This window comes from Pseudomaricurvus alkylphenolicus (assembly GCF_011683955.1).
GTDB lineage: Bacteria > Pseudomonadota > Gammaproteobacteria > Pseudomonadales > Cellvibrionaceae > Pseudomaricurvus > Pseudomaricurvus alkylphenolicus.
The window spans coordinates 433,910-453,708 of the sequence record NZ_JAAQPI010000003.1 but is presented as its reverse complement, the minus strand read 5'-3'; the positions used below and the strand labels follow the sequence as shown (position 1 = coordinate 453,708).

The window sequence follows — 19,799 nt, the reverse complement described above, 5'->3', positions numbered from 1 at the left end:
AATGCTCTTGTGGCTTGCCGAATATTTACAACAATACTCATCGCTGTTCGCGGTGTTTCAGTATCTGACCTTGCGTGGCATTTTGGGGGTGCTGACGGCGCTGGCGATTTCCCTGATTCTGGGGCCCTGGATGATTCGCAAACTGAATTACCTGCAGATCGGCCAGTCTGTGCGCGATGATGGGCCGGAATCGCACCTGAGTAAATCCGGTACCCCCACAATGGGCGGGACCCTGATTCTGGCGGCCATTTTTGTCAGCGCTCTGCTCTGGTCGGATCTCAGCAACCGCTACGTCTGGGTGGTGTTGGTAGTGACGGCCATTTTCGGTGCCGTGGGCTGGGTGGATGACTACCGCAAAGTGGTAGAGGCAAATTCCCGTGGTCTGCCGGCTCGCTGGAAGTACTTCTGGCAATCAGTGGCCGGTTTGGGGGCTGCGGTATTTCTATACACCAGCGCGATCAGCCCGGCGGAAACCCAACTGATCGTGCCTTTCTTTAAAAACGTCGCCCTGGATATGGGGCTTTTTTACATTGTATTGACGTACTTTGTGATCGTGGGCTCCAGCAATGCGGTGAACCTCACCGATGGTCTCGATGGCCTGGCCATTATGCCCACGGTCATGGTGGGCGGTGCGCTGGGTTTGTTGGCGTATGTGGTGGGTAACTCCCAGTTCGCGAGCTATCTGCATATTCCCTACATCGCCGGTGCCGGTGAGTTGATAGTGTTCTGTGCGGCGCTGGCCGGAGCCGGGCTTGGTTTTCTCTGGTTCAACACCTATCCCGCCCAGGTATTTATGGGGGATGTGGGTGCCCTGGCATTAGGGGCTGCGCTGGGAGTCATGGCCGTAATCGTGCGCCACGAAATTGTGTTTTTCATCATGGGCGGCGTGTTCGTGATGGAAACCGTATCAGTGATCCTGCAGGTGGGTTCGTTCAAATTAACGGGCCGTCGCATTTTTCGCATGGCGCCCCTTCATCATCACTTTGAACTCAAGGGCTGGCCAGAGCCGCGGGTGATCGTACGCTTTTGGATTATTACGGTGATGCTGGTGCTGTTTGGCCTGGCGACCTTGAAACTGCGGTAATCACGCAACCCAATTGCACTTGTTTTTTGAAACAGACATAGAGACACAACGGGAAGTAAAGAAAGTGGGCAACTTGATCGCTAACAGCAACATTGCAGTGATCATCGGTACGGGGATTACCGGGCGTTCGGCTGCGCGTTTCTTTGTGGCCAGCGGCCGCCCGTTCGTGTGGCTGGACACCCGCGAACAGCCGCCCGCGTTGGACGCGATTCGTGAAGAGTTCCCGCAAGTTAATCTGGAACTGGGTGCGCTCAATCCCGACACTTTATTGTCGGCGGAGCAAATCGTGGTGAGCCCCGGCGTCGCCCTGTCTCATCCAGCGATTGCCAAGGCGATCGATGCCGGTATTGATGTGCTGGGTGATATTGATCTGTTTCTGCGCGAAGCTAAGGCACCCGTGGTCGCAATCACCGGTTCCAACGCCAAAAGCACGGTCACCGCATTGGTGGGCGAAATGGCGGCCGATGCGGGTCTGCGTGTCGCCGTTGGCGGCAACATCGGCGTGCCGGTACTCGATCTCTTAACCGCCGAAGAAGCCCCTGAACTGTATGTGCTGGAACTGTCCAGTTTTCAACTGGAGACGGTAAAACAGCTCAATGCCGAAGTGGCGACCATCCTGAATATCAGCGAAGACCATATGGATCGCTACGATTCTCTGGCCCAGTACCATTTGGCCAAGCAGCGAATCTACTTTGGGGCTCGCAAGGTTGTGGTTAATCGCGAGGATCCTTTGACAGTTCCTCCTCTGGCAGGTGGGGTAGAGCAGTACAGCTTCGGGCTGAATCGCCCGGATCGCGCCGGATTCGGATTGACACAAGTCGATGGTGTTGAGCAGCTCACCTTCGAATTCAAGCCACTGATGCCAGCCGCCAATATCAAACTGCCCGGGCGCCACAATGTGGCCAATGCGTTGGCCGCTCTGGCACTGGGACACGCCGTTAACCTTCCCATGGCGTCCATGTTGCAGACCCTGCAGCGCTTCGAAGGCCTGCCTCACCGTTGCCAATGGGTGGCGGAGTGCGATGGTGTGACTTGGTACAACGATTCCAAAGGAACCAACGTCGGGGCCACACTGGCGGCGCTTCAAGGGCTGAAAAAAGACGATGGCCGTATTGTGTTGATCGCTGGCGGTGTGGGCAAAGGCGCTGATTTTTCTCCATTGCAAAGTGAGGCCGGGGAGCTACGGGCTGCGGTGCTGATGGGCGAAGATGCCAACAAAATCGGAGACCTGTTGAAAACCCATACTCAGGTGATTTTCGTCAAGTCGATGAACGAGGCCGTTGCACAGGCTGAGAAACTGGCGCAACCGGGCGACGATGTTTTGCTCTCTCCCGCCTGCGCGAGTTTTGATATGTTCAAAGGCTTTGAAGACCGGGGTAATGCCTTTGTGACTGCTGTGAAGGAGGTGCTGCAATGAGCACTTCCAGAGCCTCAGCCATGATGCCCCGGCAACTGTCCTTGCAGCCAGGTGGCACTCACTGGAGTGACTGCATCAACTGGACGCTGGTGGCGCTGATCATGGCGCTGTCTTCCATTGGTCTGGTTATGGTCACTTCGGCATCCATGTCATTCGCAGAGGTCAATTACAACGACGGTTGGTTTTACGCTAAACGTTACGCGGTATTTTGGAGTCTTGGCTTTGCGGGTGCGTTGTTGGTCGCCGCCGTACCTGCCAGTATCTGGGAAAACTATGGCAGCCTGTTCCTGATTGTTGCACTGATGCTATTGACGCTGGTGCTGATTCCAGGACTGGGGCGCAAGGTGAATGGCAGCCAGCGCTGGTTGCAGATAGGGCCACTGGCGCTGCAGGCGTCTGAGATGGTGAAGTTCTGTGTCATTGTGTTTTACGCCAGCTATCTGGCCAGACGGGGCCAGGAGGTTCTCAGGCATTGGTCCGGTGTGCTCAAACCGCTGGTCATTCTGATTGGGATGATTGCGCTGTTGCTGCTGGAGCCGGATTTTGGAGCCACTGTTGTTTTAACGGGTACGGTGATGGCCATGTTGTTTGTGGCGGGTTTGCGCCTGTTTCACTTTTTATGGTTGTTGGTGGGTGGCGCAGCCTGCCTGGCCGGACTGGCATTGCTGTCACCCTATCGAGTGCAGCGTCTGGTCACTTATCAGGATCCCTGGGCTGACCAATTCAACAGTGGCTATCAGTTGACGCAATCCTTGATTGCTTTCGGTCGGGGTGAATGGTTTGGTCTCGGTCTCGGCAACAGCGTACAGAAACTCTTCTATCTTCCTGAAGCTCATACCGATTTTATCTTTGCGATTATCGCCGAAGAATTTGGGCTGGTTGGTGTGGCTTTAGTGGTTTTGGTTTTCCTTGCTTTGGTGGTGAGTGTGCTGGATATTTCCCGGCGGGCGATGATGCGCGGCAAGCTGTTCGCCAGCTTTGCCACCTTCGGCACCGGCGTGATGTTCGCGGGCCAGGCTTTTATCAATGTCGGTGTGGCCTCCGGTCTGCTGCCCACCAAGGGCTTGACCATGCCCTTTATCAGTTACGGCGGCAGCAGTTTGCTGGTGTCCTGCGCGCTGATGGCGTTGGTGCTGCGCATTGATTGGGAGCTCCGGCGCGAAGAATTGGCCGCGCCTGAGACGGCCAAACAGAAAAAATCCAAGTCGGCGAATGTGAAACAGAAAGCAAAAGGGCAGGAAAATAAAAAAGCGCCCGTTAAAGACAAACCCGTCGAGGTTCCTGTGTTAACGCAAGTTATCGAGCAGCGGCCCGCTGAGGAGGTCATGGCATGACGACCTCTGCAAACGCACCACTGAATGTCGTTGTCATGGCGGGCGGCACCGGAGGCCACGTTTTCCCGGCGCTGTCCGTCGCTGAAGAGTTGCGCGAACGTGGCGCCAGGGTTCGCTGGCTGGGAACAGCTCGCGGTATTGAGGCCGAGCTGGTGCCGGCAGCCAATATTGATCTTCACTGTTTGACCATTGAAGGTGTGAGAGGCAAGGGGGCGTTGACCAAACTCAAGGCGCCCTGGCTGCTGCTCAAAGCCGTCTGGCAGGCGCGCAAGGTTTTAAAGTCCGAACCCGTGGATGTGGTCCTCGGACTCGGCGGATTTGCGTCTGGCCCCGGTGGGGTTGCCGCCTGGTTGATGGGAGTGCCTTTGGTAGTGCATGAACAGAATGCGGTGGCCGGGACCACTAATCGCTGGCTGGCAAAACTGACGCCCCATGCATTGGAAGCGTTCCCGGGCAGTCTGCCGAAAGCTCGCCATGTAGGCAACCCGGTGCGCACCAGCATCGGAGCAATTGCCGACCTCAAAGTGCGCCAGCAGCGTCCGCTACGTTTGTTGGTGTTGGGCGGCAGCCTGGGGGCATTGGCCTTGAATGAGCTGGTGCCCAAGGCGCTGGCGTTGTTGTCTGCGGAGCAGCGACCACAGGTTCGACATCAGACGGGTAAGCGCCACCTCCAAAGTGCTAAAGATCACTACGGGGCAGCGGGTGTGGATGCTGAGGTGGTGGATTTTATCGAAGATATGGCCGCGGCTTATGAGTGGGCGGATGTCGTTGTGTGTCGGTCAGGTGCACTGACGGTCTCTGAACTTACTCTGGCCGGACGGGGAGCGCTGCTGGTGCCTTTCCCCTTCGCCATCGATGATCATCAGACTTTGAATGCCCGCTGGCTGGAGCAAAAGGGTGCAGCTCGTTTGTGTCAGCAAAAGGAGTTAACGCCGGAGAACCTGGCTGAGTTTATTCAGGAAATAACGTCTCAGCCAGAACGTTGCGTGGCAATGGGAGCGGCGGCCCGCTCTCTGGCAATGCCCAACGCCGCCAGCGATGTGGCAGACCGATGCCAGCAGGTGGCCCATGGCTAAAACAAACACGGAAACAGCGATGCAAAATTTCGACAAGAAAATGATCGATATTCCTGAGATGCGTCGCATCAAGCGGATTCATTTTATTGGTATTGGCGGGGCAGGCATGAGTGGCATCGCCGAGGTACTGCTGAACCAGGGGTATGAGATCTCAGGTTCTGACCTGCGCGAAACCAATGTCACCAACCGCTTAACAGGCAAGGGCGCCACCATTTTTATTGGCCACAGTGAAAGCAACGTTTTGGGTGCAGACGTTGTGGTGAATTCATCGGCGGTTGATGAGTTTAATCCGGAGATGGTTGGCGCCAGGGAAAACCGTATTCCGGTGGTCCGCCGTGCCGAGATGCTCGGTGAGCTGATGCGCTATCGACACGGTATTGCCGTTGCCGGTACCCATGGCAAAACCACCACCACCAGTCTGATTGCTTCTGTATTGGGTGCAGGCGATAAAGACCCGACGTTTGTGATCGGCGGCCTGCTGAACAGCGCCGGGGCAAATGCGCAGTTGGGTGGTAGCCGCTATCTGGTCGCAGAGGCGGACGAAAGTGATGCCTCCTTCCTGCACTTGCAGCCGATGGTGGCGGTGGTAACCAATATCGACGCCGACCACATGGATACCTACGGTGGTGATTTTGCCAACGTCAAAAATGCGTTCGTAGAATTTCTGCATAATCTGCCATTCTACGGGCTTGCAGTTGTCTGCGGTGACGATCCGATAGTCCAGGAGATTATTCCCGATATCGCCCGTCCGGTTCTGACCTATGGTGTGGGTGCAGCCAATGACTACCGCGCCATCGACGTTGTTCAGGACGGCGCCGAGACCCGCTTTACGGCGATTCGCCCGGAGGGTTACACGGATCTTCAGGTAACCGTGGCAATGCCCGGGCACCACAATGTGTTAAATGCGTTGGCTGCCATCGCCGTAGCCACCGACGAAGGGCTTGATGATGACGCTATTCAACGTGGCCTGAAGGAATTCCAGGGAGTGGGGCGACGTTTTCAGGTTTATGGGGAATATGCTGTCGGCGAGGGTAACGCTCAGGGCGAAGCCAAGCTGGTCGACGATTACGGTCATCACCCCCGTGAAGTGGCTGCGACCATTGCCGCCATCCGCAAGGGCTGGCCCGATCGCAGGCTGCTGATGATTTACCAGCCGCACCGCTATTCCCGCACCCGGGACCTGTACGAAGATTTTGTTGACGTCTTGTCCCAAGTGGACCAATTGGTACTGCTGGAAGTCTACAGCGCCGGTGAATCACCAATTGCCGGTGCCGACAGCCGGCACCTGTGCCGCAGTATTCGCGGTCGCGGCCAGGTGGACCCGATTTTTGTCGAAGGCATCGATGGTGTGCCGGAGATCATTGGCGATATTGTTCAAGCCGGTGACATCGTCCTGACCCAGGGCGCCGGTAATGTGGGTTTGCTGGCCGTGGAGCTGGCCAAACGCAAGTTGCAGCGTTAATTGGGCAAGTTGAAGAGAGAAGTGAGTGGTATGACAACAACTGAGCCGGAACAACTAGGTCGAGTGGCAGTCCTCTACGGTGGTCAGTCCGCCGAGAGGGAAGTGTCTCTCAATAGCGGTGCGGCCGTGCACAAGGCATTGGTCAGTCGCGGCGTGGACGCGCACCTGGTGGATGTTGACCCGGACATTATTGATCAACTGCGTGACCTCGATCCCGCTCGCGTATTTATCGCTCTGCATGGGCCAGGTGGTGAAGACGGGCGTATGCAGGCGTTACTGGAATTCCTCGGTCTGCCCTATACCGGCAGTGGTGTACAGGCATCCGCCCTGGCCATGGACAAGTGGAAGTCGAAACAGATTTTTACCGCTGCCGGCATTTCCACACCTCGCTATGCGGCGATTGAGTCAATCGCGGATTTGGATGATGTGGTGGCCAAACTTGGCGAGAAGCTGATGATCAAGCCGGCCCACGAAGGCTCCAGTATCGGTATGACAAAAGTCCTGGATCGCTCGCAGCTTGACCAGGCTTTCGAACTGGCGGCCAGCTACGATCGGGATGTATTTGCCGAAGCGCTGGTCGAAGGCGCGGAATATACCGTGGCCATCCTCAATGGCGAAGCGCTGCCCGCCATCAAGCTGGAAACCGATCACCAGTTCTATGACTACGACGCCAAATATATTGCGGACGACACCCGTTATATCTGTCCTTGTGGTCTGCCGGCAGAGGATGAACAGCGTCTGCTGGCGCTGGCAAAAGAAGCCTTTGATGCCTTGGGATGCACCGGCTGGGGGCGTGTCGATTTTATGGCCGATGAACAAGGCAACTTTTATACGCTTGAGGTGAACACCGTGCCGGGGATGACAGATCACAGCCTGGTGCCGATGGCTGCGGCTGCCAAAGGTTTGTCGTTTGAAGACCTGGTCATGGCAATTTTGACCGGTGAGCAGTGAAAAAAAGAAGGGCGCAAGCCGCAAGCCGGCTGCCAAAAAACAAAGGTCGCGCCGAGCGCGGGGTTTTAACTGGAAGGTGAGCGAATGGCCGCCGGGTGTCTTTAAGATACTGCGGTGGTTGCGGGGCGGATTGATCCTGGCAGCGTTGGGAGTGATGCTGAACTTTGCCGGACAATGGCTGATGATTCAGCTGGATAAACCGGTAACCAGCGTTAAAATTCGCGGCGAGTTTCTGCTGGTGAGTCGCCAACAGGTGGCTGACCAAGTGTACGAAGCCATGGGCAGTTCGTTTATGACGTTGAAACTGGACAACATCAAAGCGCAGCTGGAGAGGCAACCCTGGATTGACCGGGTGAGGGTAGAGCGCCGTTGGCCGGATCAGTTGGAAGTGACGGTGATTGAGCACAAGCCCATTGCTCGCTGGGGAACCAGTGATGCACTCAATCACCGGGGTGAAGTGATTGAGCTGAAGCAAGCGCAGGATGAGCGCGTGCAACAACTGTTGCAAGGTCTGCCCCGGCTGTCCGGTTTGAGCGGTATGGAAGCTGAAGTTATGGAGCAGTATCAGACGCTCAGCAAAATGTTATCGGAGCGGGGGCTGGTGCTGGCGCAGTTGCAAATGGATGCAACCCGCAGCTGGAGTGCGACGCTGGAAGACGGCACTGAAATAAATATTGGCAGAGAACAGGTGGCGGCTCGGGCAAAACGGTTTTTGAAGGTCTATGAAAGACAATTGAAACAGCGTTGGGCGGAGCTGGACAGAATAGATTTGAGGTATTTTAACGGCGTTGCCGTTCATTGGCGCCAGGCGCAATAGATAAAAACATGACCATTATGAACAGAAACACAATGATGCAAATACAATCCGGCAAGCCCAACAGCGAGGGTGTGTAATGGCGCAGGCAAATGAAAATCGCATGATCGTAGGCCTAGACATTGGCACGTCTAAGGTGGTTGCCATCGTCGGCGAGATTTCCAGCGATGGGGAGCTTGAAATCGTTGGTATCGGTTCGCACCGCTCGACCGGTCTGAAAAAGGGCGTGGTTGTCAATATCGAGTCTACGGTGCAGTCGATTCAGCGAGCCGTGGAAGAGGCCGAGTTGATGGCGGGGTGCCAGATCCACTCGGTCTACGCCGGCATTGCGGGCAGCCACATTCGCAGCCTTAACTCGCACGGTATTGTCGCCATTAAGGATCGCGAGGTTTTCAGCCAGGATCTGGACCGCGTGATTGACGCGGCCCAGGCAGTGGCAATTCCGGCGGACCAGAAAATCCTGCACATTCTGCCGCAGGAATATCTCATTGACGAGCAAGAGGGCGTCAAGGAGCCACTGGGCATGTCCGGCGTGCGTCTGGAGGCAAAGGTGCACTTGGTGACCTGTGCCGTCAATGCGGCCCAGAATATTGAAAAATGTATTCGCCGGTGCGGGCTTGAAGTGGAAGATGTAATTCTGGAGCAGCTTGCTTCCAGTCATTCTGTCCTTACTGAAGATGAAAAAGAGCTGGGTGTATGCCTGGTGGATATCGGCGGAGGCACCACAGATATTGCCGTCTTTACCGAAGGCTCCATTCGCCACACCGGAGTGATTCCGATTGCCGGCGATCAGGTAACCAACGATATCGCCATGGCGTTGCGCACACCGACGCCACACGCAGAAGACATCAAAATCAAGTATGCCTGCGCGCTGGCGAAGCTTACCGGCCCGGAGGAAACCATCAAGGTACCCAGCGTCGGTGATCGTGAGCCCAGGGATTTGTCCCGCCAGGCTCTGGCCGAAGTTGTTGAGCCGAGATATGACGAACTGTTTACGCTGGTGCAGGCTGAGCTGCGTCGCAGCGGTTTTGAAGACCTGGTGGCGGCGGGCATCGTTCTTACCGGTGGTACCGCAAAAATGGAGGGTGTTGTGGAGCTGGCTGAAGAAATCTTCCATATGCCGGTGCGTCTGGGTAATCCACAACACGTCAGTGGTCTGACGGATATTGTCAACAATCCGATTTACTCCACTGGAGTCGGACTGTTGCTCTATGCCAAACAGCAACAGGGCGAAACGCGCACGCCGCAGCCGCCAGTCGTCGCTGAGGAAAACTCCTGGTGGGAAAAAGTCAGAGCCTGGTTTCAGGGTAATTTTTAATTGTTAATTCGTTTGATGTAACCGTTTGTTAGTGAAAGAACTCTTTAGTCGGAGTTCTGGTCAGGGAAAAAGAGGGGAAAAACTATGTTTGAACTGGTCGATAGCGTTCCACAAAACGCAGTAATCAAAGTCGTCGGTGTCGGTGGTGGTGGCGGTAACGCCGTTAAGCACATGATTGCCAATGATGTGGATGGTGTCGAGTTTGTCTGTGCCAACACAGACGCTCAGGCACTGAAAGACATTGATGCCCGCACGGTATTGCAGTTGGGCAACAATATCACCAAAGGCCTCGGTGCCGGCGCCAATCCAGAGGTGGGCCGCCAGGCTGCCATCGAGGATCGCGAGCGTATCGCTGAAGTTCTGAATGGCGCCGACATGGTCTTTATCACCGCTGGCATGGGTGGCGGTACCGGTACCGGTGGCGCCCCAGTGGTTGCCGAGGTGGCCAAAGAGCTGGGTATCCTTACCGTTGCGGTGGTGACCAAGCCGTTCCCGTTCGAGGGTAAAAAGCGCATGGCCATTGCCGACGCCGGTATCCGCGAACTGCAAGAGCGTGTGGATTCACTCATCACCGTTCCCAACGAGAAACTGTTGGCAGTATTGGGCAAAGCCACCAGCCTGCTGGATGCCTTTAAAGAAGCCAACGATGTTCTGCTGGGCGCGGTTCAGGGTATTGCCGATTTGATTATCCGCCCGGGTATGATCAACGTGGACTTTGCAGACGTTCGCACCGTGATGTCCGAAATGGGCATGGCCATGATGGGCACCGGCAGCGCCAGCGGTGAAAACCGTGCACGTGAAGCCGCCGAAGCCGCCATTCGCAGCCCGCTACTGGAAGATATCAACCTGCAGGGTGCTCGCGGTATTCTGGTTAACATCACGGCCGGTCTGGACCTGTCTCTGGGTGAGTTTTCTGAAGTGGGTGATACCGTTGAAGAATTCGCCTCTGCGGATGCCACTGTCGTGGTAGGTACCGTAATCGATCCGGAGATGAGCGACGAGCTGCGCGTGACTGTGGTTGCCACTGGCCTGGGCGAAGTTCGGGCAGCCACAGCGCCTGCGCCTACCCGTATGGTTGTGGACAATACCCAGCGTCCGAATGGCCAGCGCGATTACAGTGAGTTGGACAAGCCCACCGTCATGCGTCAGCAGCCGGTCAAGACCACTGGCTCAGCCGTGCAAAAGCCGGTGGAAGACAAGGATATGGAATATCTGGACATTCCGGCTTTCCTGCGTCGTCAGGCGGACTGATCCGGTCGCGGTAAATCCATCCTGCTTTTTATATGGAGACATATAAAGAAGCGGGTATGGACAGGTTCGCAAATCCAAAACACCCCTCCAGGCAAGGATGCCGGATTTGCGAATCTCAACCGGCACGAGGGGAGCCAGCGGGAGTTTTGATAATCCCACTATTGGTTTAGAAGCACTAACTTGGTAGTATTCGCCGATTAATTGACCCGGCCAGGTGAAAATCACTTAAATGATCAAACAACGCACACTAAAAAATGCAATTCGGGCCACAGGCGTAGGTTTGCACACTGGCGACAAAATCTACTTGACGCTCTTGCCCGCTCCGGTTGATACCGGCATTGTATTTCGGCGGGTGGATCTGGATCCCGTGGTGGAAATCCAGGCGAAAGCGGTGAATGTGGGTGATACCACTTTGTCCACAACCCTGGTGAACGGGGATGTGAGAGTTTCCACCGTTGAGCATCTGCTCTCAGCGATGGCGGGAATGGGTATCGACAATGCCATTGTCGAAGTCAGCGCGGCAGAAGTGCCGATTATGGACGGCAGCGCGGGACCCTTTGTATTCCTGATCCAGTCCGCTGGTATCGAAGAGCAGACGGCCCCCAAGAAGTTTATCCGTATTAAGAAGCCCGTTGTGGTTGAAGATGGCGACAAAGTGGCCAGTTTTCTGCCGTTTGATGGCTTTAAAGTGTCCTTTTCCATCGATTTCGATCATCCGGTATTCCGTGGCCGTACCCTGGATGCCGAGGTGGACTTCTCCAGCACCTCGTTTGTGAAAGAAGTCAGCCGCGCCCGCACCTTCGGTTTTATGCACGAAATTGAGTATCTGCGCTCTAAAGGCCTGGCCAAAGGCGGCAGTGTCGACAATGCCATCGTCGTGGACGAGTATCGCATCCTCAATGAAGATGGCCTGCGCTACGAAGATGAATTCGTCAAACACAAAATTCTCGACGCCATTGGTGACCTCTATCTGCTGGGCAACAGCCTGATTGGTGAGTTCAAGGCCCACAAATCCGGTCACGGCCTCAACAACAAGTCCCTGCGCCAGCTGATTACTCAAGAAGATTGCTGGGAAGTGGTTACCTTCGAAGACGAAGCCGTCGCTCCGATTTCCTATATCAAGCCGATTCTGGCGGTATAGCATCCGGCCCGAAAAATCGGGCCAAAAGAGAATATCGCGCCAGCTTTAAGTCAGGTCTTAACAAAGATTGGTAATTGGTTGTTTTTTATGCCATATTGGCCCGAAAGCTTGTATCTATAAGTCAATAACTAAATAAGCCAACCACAAATTAAGCATTCACTGTGAAAATCATCGTCGTCAGCAAACACCATGGCCGTACACGCAGTTTTACCCTCGGGGGCTGGACTCGTGCAATGTTGTCTGTCTGTTTGCTGGGGATTCCCGTAGGCCTTGGTGCCTTGCTGGGTCACGAGATGAGTGCCAAAGAGGCCTCGGACGTCATTACCCGCGATACCGCTCGCAGCTGGGAAGATGCCCTGGATCAGCAGCATCGCGATATGGAACAGGCCCGCCGCGACGCCGAGGAAAAGCTGGCGGCTTTGACCCTGCGTATGGCGGAGCTGCAGGCCCGGCTGTTACGGCTCGATGCCCTGGGTGAACGCCTGACCACCATTGCCAAACTGGACCGCGGCGAGTTCGACTTCAGTCAGACGCCTGCCGTGGGCGGCCCCGAAGGCGTGGTCCTGGGTGAGGCCTATGAACCCCCCGATTTTCTGCAGACCATCGACCAGCTGACGGAGCAGATCTCTGATCGCCAGCAGCAGCTGGAAACCCTGGAAGCGCTACTGGCCAAGCGCAAAATTCAGCGCGACGTGTTTATTGCCGGTCGTCCTGTCAAAAAGGGTTGGATGTCTTCCCGCTACGGTCGCCGTACCGACCCCTTTAAAGGCCATATCGCCTGGCATAACGGCGTGGATTTCGCCGGCAAAATGGGCTCCGATGTGATCGCAGTGGCGGCCGGTGTGGTGACCTGGTCCGGCGAGCGCAGTGGCTATGGCGAGATGGTTGAGGTCAACCACGGTAATGGCTTTACCACCCGCTACGCCCACAACAGCGAAAACAAGGTCAAGGTTGGTGATGTGATCAAAAAAGGCCAGGTGGTCGCCCTGATGGGCAGCTCCGGTCGATCCACCGGCCCTCACGTCCATTTCGAAGTCTTCAAACACGGCCGCGCCGTGGACCCCTCCCGATATATTCACCGCACCCTGCGCTGAGCCCCCTGGCGCCATCTTTTTGCTTGCTTCCGCAGGCGCCTTTCGGTTTACTTGTGCCCTTTATCCGGCCGCTGCTGACATAAGAGACTCAGCAGCTGTGCCAGGGCTGACAGAAAGTGCTGAAAGAGCCGTCTACAGCCTCAAAACTGACAATTTTTGGACTCTGACATGTTAGGTAAATTGGTCAAATCCGTTTTCGGCACCAAGAACAGCCGGGAACTCAAGCGCATGGGCAAGCTGGTCAAGCGCGTTAATGCCCTGGAAGAAGAGCTGCAGGGGCTCTCGGATGAGCAGCTGCGGCTGAAAAGTACCGCCTATAAAGAAAGAGTCCAGAACGGCGAATCCCTGGACGATCTGCTGCCCGAAGCCTTTGCCACCTGTCGTGAGGCAAGCCGTCGCGCCCTGGGTATGCGCCACTTTGACGTGCAGCTGATCGGTGGTATTACCCTGCACGAAGGCCGTATTGCTGAGATGCGCACCGGTGAGGGTAAAACCCTGATGTCGACACTGGCCGCGTACCTCAATGCGCTGTCCGGCAACGGCGTCCATATTGTGACGGTGAACGACTACCTGGCTCACCGGGATGCCGAATGGATGCGCCCGCTCTATGAAGCCCTGGGTATGTCCGTTGGCGTGATCCAGTCCATGCAGGACCCCCAGAGCAAGTACGACGCCTACCGTGCCGACATCACCTACGGTACCAACAACGAGTTCGGTTTTGACTACCTGCGCGACAATATGGCCCTGCGCAAAGAAGATAAGATGCAGCGGCCCCTGAACTTTGCCATCGTGGACGAGGTCGACTCGATCCTGATCGACGAGGCCCGTACGCCGCTGATCATCTCCGGTGCGGCCGAAGACAGTTCCAAGCTGTATATGCAGATGAACCTGTTGTTGCCCAAGCTACAGCCTCAGGATGCCGTTGAGCCTGGAGCCGAAGTTGAGGTAGAGCCCGGCGACTATGTGGTCGATGAAAAGAGCCGCACCGTCGAGCTGACGGAGCAGGGCCACCAGCGCGTGGAAGATCTGCTGGTCAGCCAGGGGTTGCTGCAGGAAAACGACAGTCTCTATGCCGCCGGCAACCTCGGCCTGTTGCATCATGTGCACGCCGCGCTCAAGGCTCACACGTTGTTCCAACGTGATGTTGACTATATTGTGCAGGACAACCAGGTGGTACTGATCGACGAGCACACCGGTCGCACCATGCCCGGTCGTCGTCTGTCCGAAGGTCTGCACCAGGCGCTTGAGGCCAAAGAAGGTGCTGCCATTCAGAATGAAAGCCAGACCCTCGCTTCCACGACTTTCCAGAATTATTTCCGTCTGTTCCCGAAACTGTCCGGTATGACCGGTACGGCGGATACCGAAGCGTTCGAATTCCGCCAGATCTACGCCCTCGACGTAGTGGTGATCCCGACCAATAAACCGATTGCCCGTGAAGATCTGAACGACCTGGTCTACCTGTCGATTGAGGAGAAGTTCGACGCTATCACCGATGCGGTGAAGGAGTTGCAGACTCAGAAAGCACCGGTATTGGTGGGTACCGCCTCGATCGAATCGTCCGAGGAAATGTCTCAGCGTTTGAAAAAAGCCGGTATCAAGCACCAGGTGTTGAACGCCAAATTCCACGAAAAAGAAGCCCAGATTATTGCCGAAGCCGGTCGTCCCGGCACCGTCACCATCGCCACCAATATGGCGGGCCGTGGTACCGATATCGTCTTGGGTGGTAACTTCGAAGCCGAAGTTGCGGGTATGGACAACCCCAGTGAAGCCCAGATCGAAGCCGCCCGCGAGGAGTGGAAACAGCGCCATCAGCAGGTGCTTGATGCCGGCGGTCTGCACATTATCGGTACCGAGCGCCACGAATCCCGTCGTATCGATAACCAGCTGCGCGGCCGCGCGGGTCGGCAGGGTGACCCGGGTATGTCCCGTTTCTACCTGTCCATGGAGGACAGCCTGATGCGCATCTTCGCCTCTGACCGGGTGCGTGGTTTTATGCAGGCCCTGGGCATGGAAAAAGGCGAAGCCATTGAGCATCGCATGGTGACCAACGCCATCGAAAAAGCCCAGCGCAAAGTCGAAGGCCGCAACTTCGATATTCGCAAACAGCTGCTGGAATTCGACGATGTCGCCAACGACCAGCGCCAGGTGGTTTACCAGCAGCGTAACGAACTGCTGGAGTCAGACGATATCGCCGACTCCGTAACCGCTATCCGCCAGGACGTGATCTTCGATACCGTGTCCGGCTTTATTCCACCACAATCCATGGAAGAGCAGTGGGATGTTCCCGGTCTGGAACAGCATCTGGAAGCGGAATTCGGTCAACAGCTGCCCATCGGTCAGTGGCTGGAGGAAGACAAAAAACTGCACGAAGAAAGTCTGCGCGATAAGATTCTGGAGCAAATCCAGGGCGCCTATGACGAAAAGTGCGAACGTTTCGGCCCTGTTATGCGCGAGGTGGAAAAGCAGATCATGCTGCAGGTGCTGGATATGCTTTGGAAGGAGCATCTGGCCAACATGGACCACCTGCGTCAGGGTATTGGTCTGCGCGCCTTTGCCCAGAAAAACCCCAAGCAGGAATACAAGCGGGAATCCTTTGAGCTGTTCCAGCAGATGCTTGACTCGCTCAAGAGCGAAGTGGTCAGAATGCTGGCTCGAGTAGAGCCCATTACCGAAGAAGAAATGGCTCTGCTGGAAGAGCAGCGTCGTCTGCAGATGGAGCAGCAGCGCATGCAGCTGGAGCACGCTCAGGCCTCTGCCATGTCTGAAGAAGGCATGGAAGAACACGACGAAGAGCACAAGCCCTTTATTCGCGAGCAGCCCAAGGTGGGTCGTAACGACCCCTGTCCCTGTGGTTCCGGTAAAAAATACAAACAGTGCCACGGTAAGCTGGCATAAAACTGCGCCGGTATAGATACCGGGCTGACACAGAAAACAACGAGGTAGACCATGGCGGTTGGCGAGTTTCCTTTTCCCACAATGCATCCTGTTCCCGGCGTTAAGTTGGGTACTGCCAGCGCGGGCATCAAAACCCCGGGGCGACGGGACTTGGTGGTGTTGGAGCTGGCGCCGGGCAGCCGAACCTCTGGCGTGTTTACCCAAAACGCCTTCTGCGCCGCCCCGGTAACCCTGTGTAAGCGTAACCTGCCCAGTGCTGAAACCCGTTATCTGTTGATCAATAGCGGCAACGCCAACGCCTGTACCGGGGATGAAGGTCTCAGTGATGCTCTCAGCTCCTGTGAGGAGCTGGCCAAACTTGCGGGTGGCGATGTCAGCGCGGAGCAAGTACTGCCTTTTTCCACCGGTGTGATTGGCGAAAGGCTACCGATGGATCGTCTGTTGGCAGCACTGCCGGAGGCACTGCAAAACCTGACCGCCGATGGATGGGAAGCCGCTGCCCAGGGCATTATGACCACCGACACTCGGCCCAAAGGTGCTACCGTCCAGTTTGATCACGATGGTGAAACGGTCACCGTCAGTGGTATCTCCAAGGGTTCCGGCATGATCAAACCCAATATGGCAACCATGTTGGGCTATATCGCCACCGATGCGGCGGTTTCGCAGGATCTGCTGAATCAATTGGTCAAGCACGCGGCAGATGCTTCGTTTAACCGCATTACCGTTGACGGTGACACGTCTACCAATGATTCCTGTATGTTGGTTGCCACCGGGCAGAGCAAGCTGCCGGAGATCACCGATGCCGATTCAGAACTCTATGCCAAGCTGACGGCAGCGGTTACCGATATTCATATTCAGCTGGCTCAGGCGATTGTGACCGATGGCGAAGGCGCGACCAAATTTGTCACTATCGAGGTGGAGGCCGCGACTTCGTCGGAAGAAGCCGTCAAGGTAGCCTACAGTGTTGCGCAATCTCCGCTGGTAAAAACCGCCTTGTTTGCCTCGGACCCAAACTGGGGCCGTATTGTGGCGGCCATCGGTTATGCCGGTGTGGACGGGTTGGACTCGGATCGCATCAAAGTGTGGTTGGGTGACGTACTGATTGTCGAAAACGGTGGTCGTGCCCCCAGCTACACCGAAGAGGCGGGCCAGGCGGTGATGAACCAGGAAAATATCACCATCCGCATTCATCTGGATCGGGGGGATGCGAGCGACCGTGTCTGGACCACCGATCTGTCCCACGATTATGTGACCATCAACGCCGAATACCGCACGTGAGCAAAGTTATCCATGTGGCTGCCGGCGTCATCAGAGACGGTCTTGGCCAAATCCTGATTGCCCGTCGTCCTGACCACACCCATCAGGGCGGCCTGTGGGAATTTCCCGGTGGCAAGCTGGAATCCGGTGAATCGGTGCAGGAGGCACTGGGCCGTGAGTTGCAGGAAGAGTTGGGCATTCGCCCGACCAAAATGGCTCCGCTTATCCAGATTCGTCACGATTATCCCGACAAATCCGTATTGCTGGATGTGTGGGATGTCACTGCTTTTGATGGCCAGGCTCATGGCAAAGAGGGGCAGCCCATTACCTGGGTGCGCCCGGATGGGTTACAGGATTTTCAATTTCCAGCCGCCAATGTGCCCATTGTTACGGCGGCGCGTCTGCCTCAGAGACTGCTAATCACTGGTGACGAGTCGGAGCCGGACACAGTACTAAAGCGTTTGGCGGTGGCTTTGGATCAGGGGATTCGTCTGGTGCAATTGCGTCAGACGACCTGGGGCGATCCGCAATGGCAGAGCTTGGGAATTCGCGCCAAGGAGCTCTGCGAGAGACATAACGCCCGATTGATATTGAACTCCACCAAGGGTGATGCCGGTACTGCGGATGGCATTCACCTGACCAGCGCTCAGTTGATGGGCACAAAGGAGCTGACCAAATCTCCCGGACAACTGGTCAGTGCCTCCTGCCACAATAAAGCCGAATTGGACCACGCCGAGGCCTTGGGGGTGGACTTTGTGACCCTGTCTCCCGTGGCTGCGACTGCTTCACATCCTGATGCTGAGCCGCTGGGGTGGGAGCGTTTTGCCGAGTTGGTTGCTGTGTCAAAGCTGCCTGTTTATGCTCTTGGCGGTATGACTGATGCTGAGCTTGAACAGGCTCGTGCAGCGGGTGCGCAGGGGATTGCTGGGATTAGGGCTTGGTGGTAGTTCCTTCGTTATTATTCAGGTTTTTTTAGTACCCATATATATCCAGGTACTAACCAAATCATGTGTGTTGAAACAAACACGGCAAGTTTCTGCTTTCTTGATCCCGGCTTTACCATATAATCTGCACCATATTTTTCGGGGTCAGCTAGAATCAGTGGCGTATAGTCAGTCACTTCAAACCGATTTACGAGCCTTTTTAGACCCCAATAGGTGAAGTGTTTCTCATGATAAAATTCACCTTTACCAGCCATTCTTACATATTTATGTGCGAGGGGGCGCGGGATTACAGAGAGAAACGGCAGGTTGTAATGAGGCTCATTTACCATTATTCGATTGCCTGCGGCAAAATAAACGGTTCCTTTTGGCCGTAAAACCCGGAAAATTTCAGACATCAAAATTTCGGCATCCGGCACATGCTCATAAACCTGTGAGCAAACGACAACATCAAATGTATTGGGCTGATACTTCATGCCCATCGCATCGCCTAATTCGAAGCGTAAATTGCCTTTTCGGAAATGTTGATTTGCATAAGATATTGCTTTTTCATCAATATCTATACCGGTTACCTGGCCAAAATATCGGGACAGATATTCATCGATAATACCTGCGGAACCTCCAACATTCAGTACTGTCAGCGTATCAAGAGGTTCATCAATAAACTCAGACAAAACGTTGACCATGGTCATCGCCTTTTTCTGCCTGCCTGAGGCATTGAACATCTCCGTTCCCTTGTCGGAAAATTCGTATTGATAACCTCTGTCCAAGTCGATGTCTCCTCTTTGCTATTTTGTGGGGGGTAATACGATTTGATATACGCCCCAAGTACCAAAAAGTGTCTTCTCTGAAAACAAGCAGGTCATATCAAGGTGTGAGTGGTGTTGTGTATGATAATCGCAGACTATAAGTCAGGATCGTTCAAATCTCCCGATAACAAATCATCGTACACTGAGTTGCCCCTGATTCTGCGGTTTTCATCGCCCCACTCTCCCAAATCGATAAATTTGCAGCGTTCACTGCAAAAAGGTCTGTAAGGATACTTGTTGGAGTACTCGATGGTCTTCTGGCAGGTGGGACAATTAAGCGTAGGGACTGGTGTGTTCACTGAGTTCCCTCCTCATTTACCATTTGCAGATAGCGTTGGTGTAACCCATTGACTTTCTGTTGCAGAGCTTCAAGACTGCTGTCGTTAACGATCACATCATCCGCATAACCAAGTCGCTGCTCACGACTGGCCTGACTGGCCATAATGGCGTGCACCTGCTCAGCACTGTTGCTGTCGCGTAACATGGTTCGAGACAACTGTAGTTCTTCAGGGACATCCACGACTAACACCCTGCGGGTCAGCGTGTTTTGCCCTGTTTCTACCAACAGTGGTGAAACGAGAAGAGCATAGGGTGATGTGGCGTTCTCCAGGCCGGAGACAATCTCTTCCCGAATCAGAGGATGAAGTAAGGCTTCGAGCCAGCGTTTTTCGTCAGGACTGGCAAATATCTTTTCTCTCATCAATGCACGATTCATATTGCCATCGGGGAGAAGCATTTCTGCGCCAAAGTGGTCAGCGATCTTCTCTAGCGCCGGGCGCCCCGGTTCAACCACCACACGAGAGGCCAGATCGGCATCCACCACACAGATGCCAAGGGTTTGAAAATGGTCAGAAACCGCCGTTTTGCCGGAGCCGATGCCGCCGGTCAGGCCTACTACAAAGGTCATTCAGGATAAAACTCGTTGCTGATCTCTAGCTCTATGCAGATTGCCCGG

The 19,799-nt window shown here is 55.2% G+C and carries 17 protein-coding genes; 14 read left to right on the top strand and 3 right to left on the bottom strand.

All coding sequences use genetic code 11. The annotated features are described in order from the left end of the window. Window position 1: 1 nt before the first annotated feature. The 14 genes from mraY (at window position 2) to HBA55_RS10645 (ending at window position 18,041) form a co-directional block, all read left to right on the top strand. Window positions 2-1,084 (top strand): phospho-N-acetylmuramoyl-pentapeptide-transferase, encoded by a 1,083-nt coding sequence (gene mraY / locus HBA55_RS10710; RefSeq protein ID WP_166990299.1) that lies wholly within the window; start codon window positions 2-4, stop codon window positions 1,082-1,084. 64 nt (window positions 1,085-1,148) lie between these two features. After that, window positions 1,149-2,501 carry a UDP-N-acetylmuramoyl-L-alanine--D-glutamate ligase gene (gene murD / locus HBA55_RS10705; protein ID WP_166990297.1) on the top strand — a complete coding sequence of 451 codons (1,353 nt, stop codon included), beginning with the start codon at window positions 1,149-1,151 and terminating at the stop codon, window positions 2,499-2,501. After that, the gene (gene ftsW / locus HBA55_RS10700) at window positions 2,498-3,835 is read left to right on the top strand and encodes a putative lipid II flippase FtsW (RefSeq protein WP_240945994.1); all 1,338 of its coding nucleotides are present in this window, start codon (window positions 2,498-2,500) and stop codon (window positions 3,833-3,835) included. The genes murD and ftsW overlap by 4 nt, the downstream gene beginning before the upstream one ends. Then, complete coding sequence (gene murG, locus HBA55_RS10695; protein WP_166990296.1) at window positions 3,832-4,911, top strand: undecaprenyldiphospho-muramoylpentapeptide beta-N-acetylglucosaminyltransferase; 1,080 nt, start codon at window positions 3,832-3,834, stop codon at window positions 4,909-4,911. The genes ftsW and murG overlap by 4 nt, the downstream gene beginning before the upstream one ends. 40 nt (window positions 4,912-4,951) lie before the next feature. Then, complete coding sequence (murC, locus tag HBA55_RS10690; protein ID WP_240946033.1) at window positions 4,952-6,373, top strand: UDP-N-acetylmuramate--L-alanine ligase; 1,422 nt, start codon at window positions 4,952-4,954, stop codon at window positions 6,371-6,373. A 30-nt stretch (window positions 6,374-6,403) separates the two neighbouring features. Continuing rightward, window positions 6,404-7,324 (top strand): D-alanine--D-alanine ligase, encoded by a 921-nt coding sequence (locus HBA55_RS10685; RefSeq protein ID WP_166990294.1) that lies wholly within the window; start codon window positions 6,404-6,406, stop codon window positions 7,322-7,324. After that, window positions 7,314-8,141, top strand: coding sequence for a cell division protein FtsQ/DivIB (locus tag HBA55_RS10680; RefSeq protein ID WP_166990292.1), 828 nt, complete (start codon window positions 7,314-7,316; stop codon window positions 8,139-8,141). Before HBA55_RS10685 ends, HBA55_RS10680 begins: the two co-directional genes overlap by 11 nt. Window positions 8,142-8,217: 76 nt before the next feature. After that, entirely contained in the window at window positions 8,218-9,456 is a 1,239-nt protein-coding gene (gene ftsA, locus HBA55_RS10675; RefSeq protein ID WP_166990290.1) for a cell division protein FtsA, read from the top strand. Between the two features lie 84 nt (window positions 9,457-9,540). Further along, complete coding sequence (ftsZ, locus tag HBA55_RS10670; protein ID WP_166990288.1) at window positions 9,541-10,707, top strand: cell division protein FtsZ; 1,167 nt, start codon at window positions 9,541-9,543, stop codon at window positions 10,705-10,707. 229 nt (window positions 10,708-10,936) lie between these two features. After that, window positions 10,937-11,848 carry a UDP-3-O-acyl-N-acetylglucosamine deacetylase gene (gene lpxC / locus HBA55_RS10665; protein ID WP_166990286.1) on the top strand — a complete coding sequence of 304 codons (912 nt, stop codon included), beginning with the start codon at window positions 10,937-10,939 and terminating at the stop codon, window positions 11,846-11,848. 161 nt (window positions 11,849-12,009) lie between these two features. Beyond that, the gene (locus HBA55_RS10660) at window positions 12,010-12,942 is read left to right on the top strand and encodes a peptidoglycan DD-metalloendopeptidase family protein (protein ID WP_166990284.1); all 933 of its coding nucleotides are present in this window, start codon (window positions 12,010-12,012) and stop codon (window positions 12,940-12,942) included. Window positions 12,943-13,110: 168 nt separating this feature from the next. Further along, on the top strand, window positions 13,111-15,837 hold the full coding sequence (gene secA / locus HBA55_RS10655; RefSeq protein WP_166990281.1) for a preprotein translocase subunit SecA: 2,727 nt from the start codon (window positions 13,111-13,113) through the stop codon (window positions 15,835-15,837). A gap of 51 nt (window positions 15,838-15,888) precedes the next feature. Beyond that, window positions 15,889-17,115 carry a bifunctional glutamate N-acetyltransferase/amino-acid acetyltransferase ArgJ gene (argJ, locus tag HBA55_RS10650; RefSeq protein WP_166990279.1) on the top strand — a complete coding sequence of 409 codons (1,227 nt, stop codon included), beginning with the start codon at window positions 15,889-15,891 and terminating at the stop codon, window positions 17,113-17,115. Beyond that, window positions 17,112-18,041 carry a Nudix family hydrolase gene (locus HBA55_RS10645; protein ID WP_166990277.1) on the top strand — a complete coding sequence of 310 codons (930 nt, stop codon included), beginning with the start codon at window positions 17,112-17,114 and terminating at the stop codon, window positions 18,039-18,041. The genes argJ and HBA55_RS10645 overlap by 4 nt, the downstream gene beginning before the upstream one ends. Window positions 18,042-18,052: 11 nt before the next feature. Here the strand turns inward: HBA55_RS10645 and HBA55_RS10640 are convergent, their stop codons facing one another. From HBA55_RS10640 to coaE, 3 genes are all read right to left on the bottom strand, one after another. Continuing rightward, the gene (locus HBA55_RS10640; RefSeq protein WP_166990275.1) at window positions 18,053-18,805 is read right to left on the bottom strand and encodes a class I SAM-dependent methyltransferase; all 753 of its coding nucleotides are present in this window, start codon (window positions 18,803-18,805) and stop codon (window positions 18,053-18,055) included. Window positions 18,806-18,939: 134 nt separating this feature from the next. Next, entirely contained in the window at window positions 18,940-19,143 is a 204-nt protein-coding gene (yacG, locus tag HBA55_RS10635; protein ID WP_166990273.1) for a DNA gyrase inhibitor YacG, read from the bottom strand. After that, complete coding sequence (gene coaE / locus HBA55_RS10630) at window positions 19,140-19,751, bottom strand: dephospho-CoA kinase (RefSeq protein WP_166990271.1); 612 nt, start codon at window positions 19,749-19,751, stop codon at window positions 19,140-19,142. Before coaE ends, yacG begins: the two co-directional genes overlap by 4 nt. Between the last annotated feature and the right edge of the window lie 48 nt (window positions 19,752-19,799).

Coding starts and splice junctions, on each gene's coding strand:
- murG (WP_166990296.1), top strand. CDS start 3,832: ATGACGACCTCTGCAAACGCACCACTGAATGTCGTTGTCATGGCGGGC.
- ftsA (WP_166990290.1), top strand. CDS start 8,218: ATGGCGCAGGCAAATGAAAATCGCATGATCGTAGGCCTAGACATTGGC.
- secA (WP_166990281.1), top strand. CDS start 13,111: ATGTTAGGTAAATTGGTCAAATCCGTTTTCGGCACCAAGAACAGCCGG.
- murC (WP_240946033.1), top strand. CDS start 4,952: ATGATCGATATTCCTGAGATGCGTCGCATCAAGCGGATTCATTTTATT.
- argJ (WP_166990279.1), top strand. CDS start 15,889: ATGGCGGTTGGCGAGTTTCCTTTTCCCACAATGCATCCTGTTCCCGGC.
- lpxC (WP_166990286.1), top strand. CDS start 10,937: ATGATCAAACAACGCACACTAAAAAATGCAATTCGGGCCACAGGCGTA.
- coaE (WP_166990271.1), bottom strand. CDS start 19,751: ATGACCTTTGTAGTAGGCCTGACCGGCGGCATCGGCTCCGGCAAAACG.
- HBA55_RS10685 (WP_166990294.1), top strand. CDS start 6,404: ATGACAACAACTGAGCCGGAACAACTAGGTCGAGTGGCAGTCCTCTAC.
- ftsW (WP_240945994.1), top strand. CDS start 2,498: ATGAGCACTTCCAGAGCCTCAGCCATGATGCCCCGGCAACTGTCCTTG.
- mraY (WP_166990299.1), top strand. CDS start 2: ATGCTCTTGTGGCTTGCCGAATATTTACAACAATACTCATCGCTGTTC.
- ftsZ (WP_166990288.1), top strand. CDS start 9,541: ATGTTTGAACTGGTCGATAGCGTTCCACAAAACGCAGTAATCAAAGTC.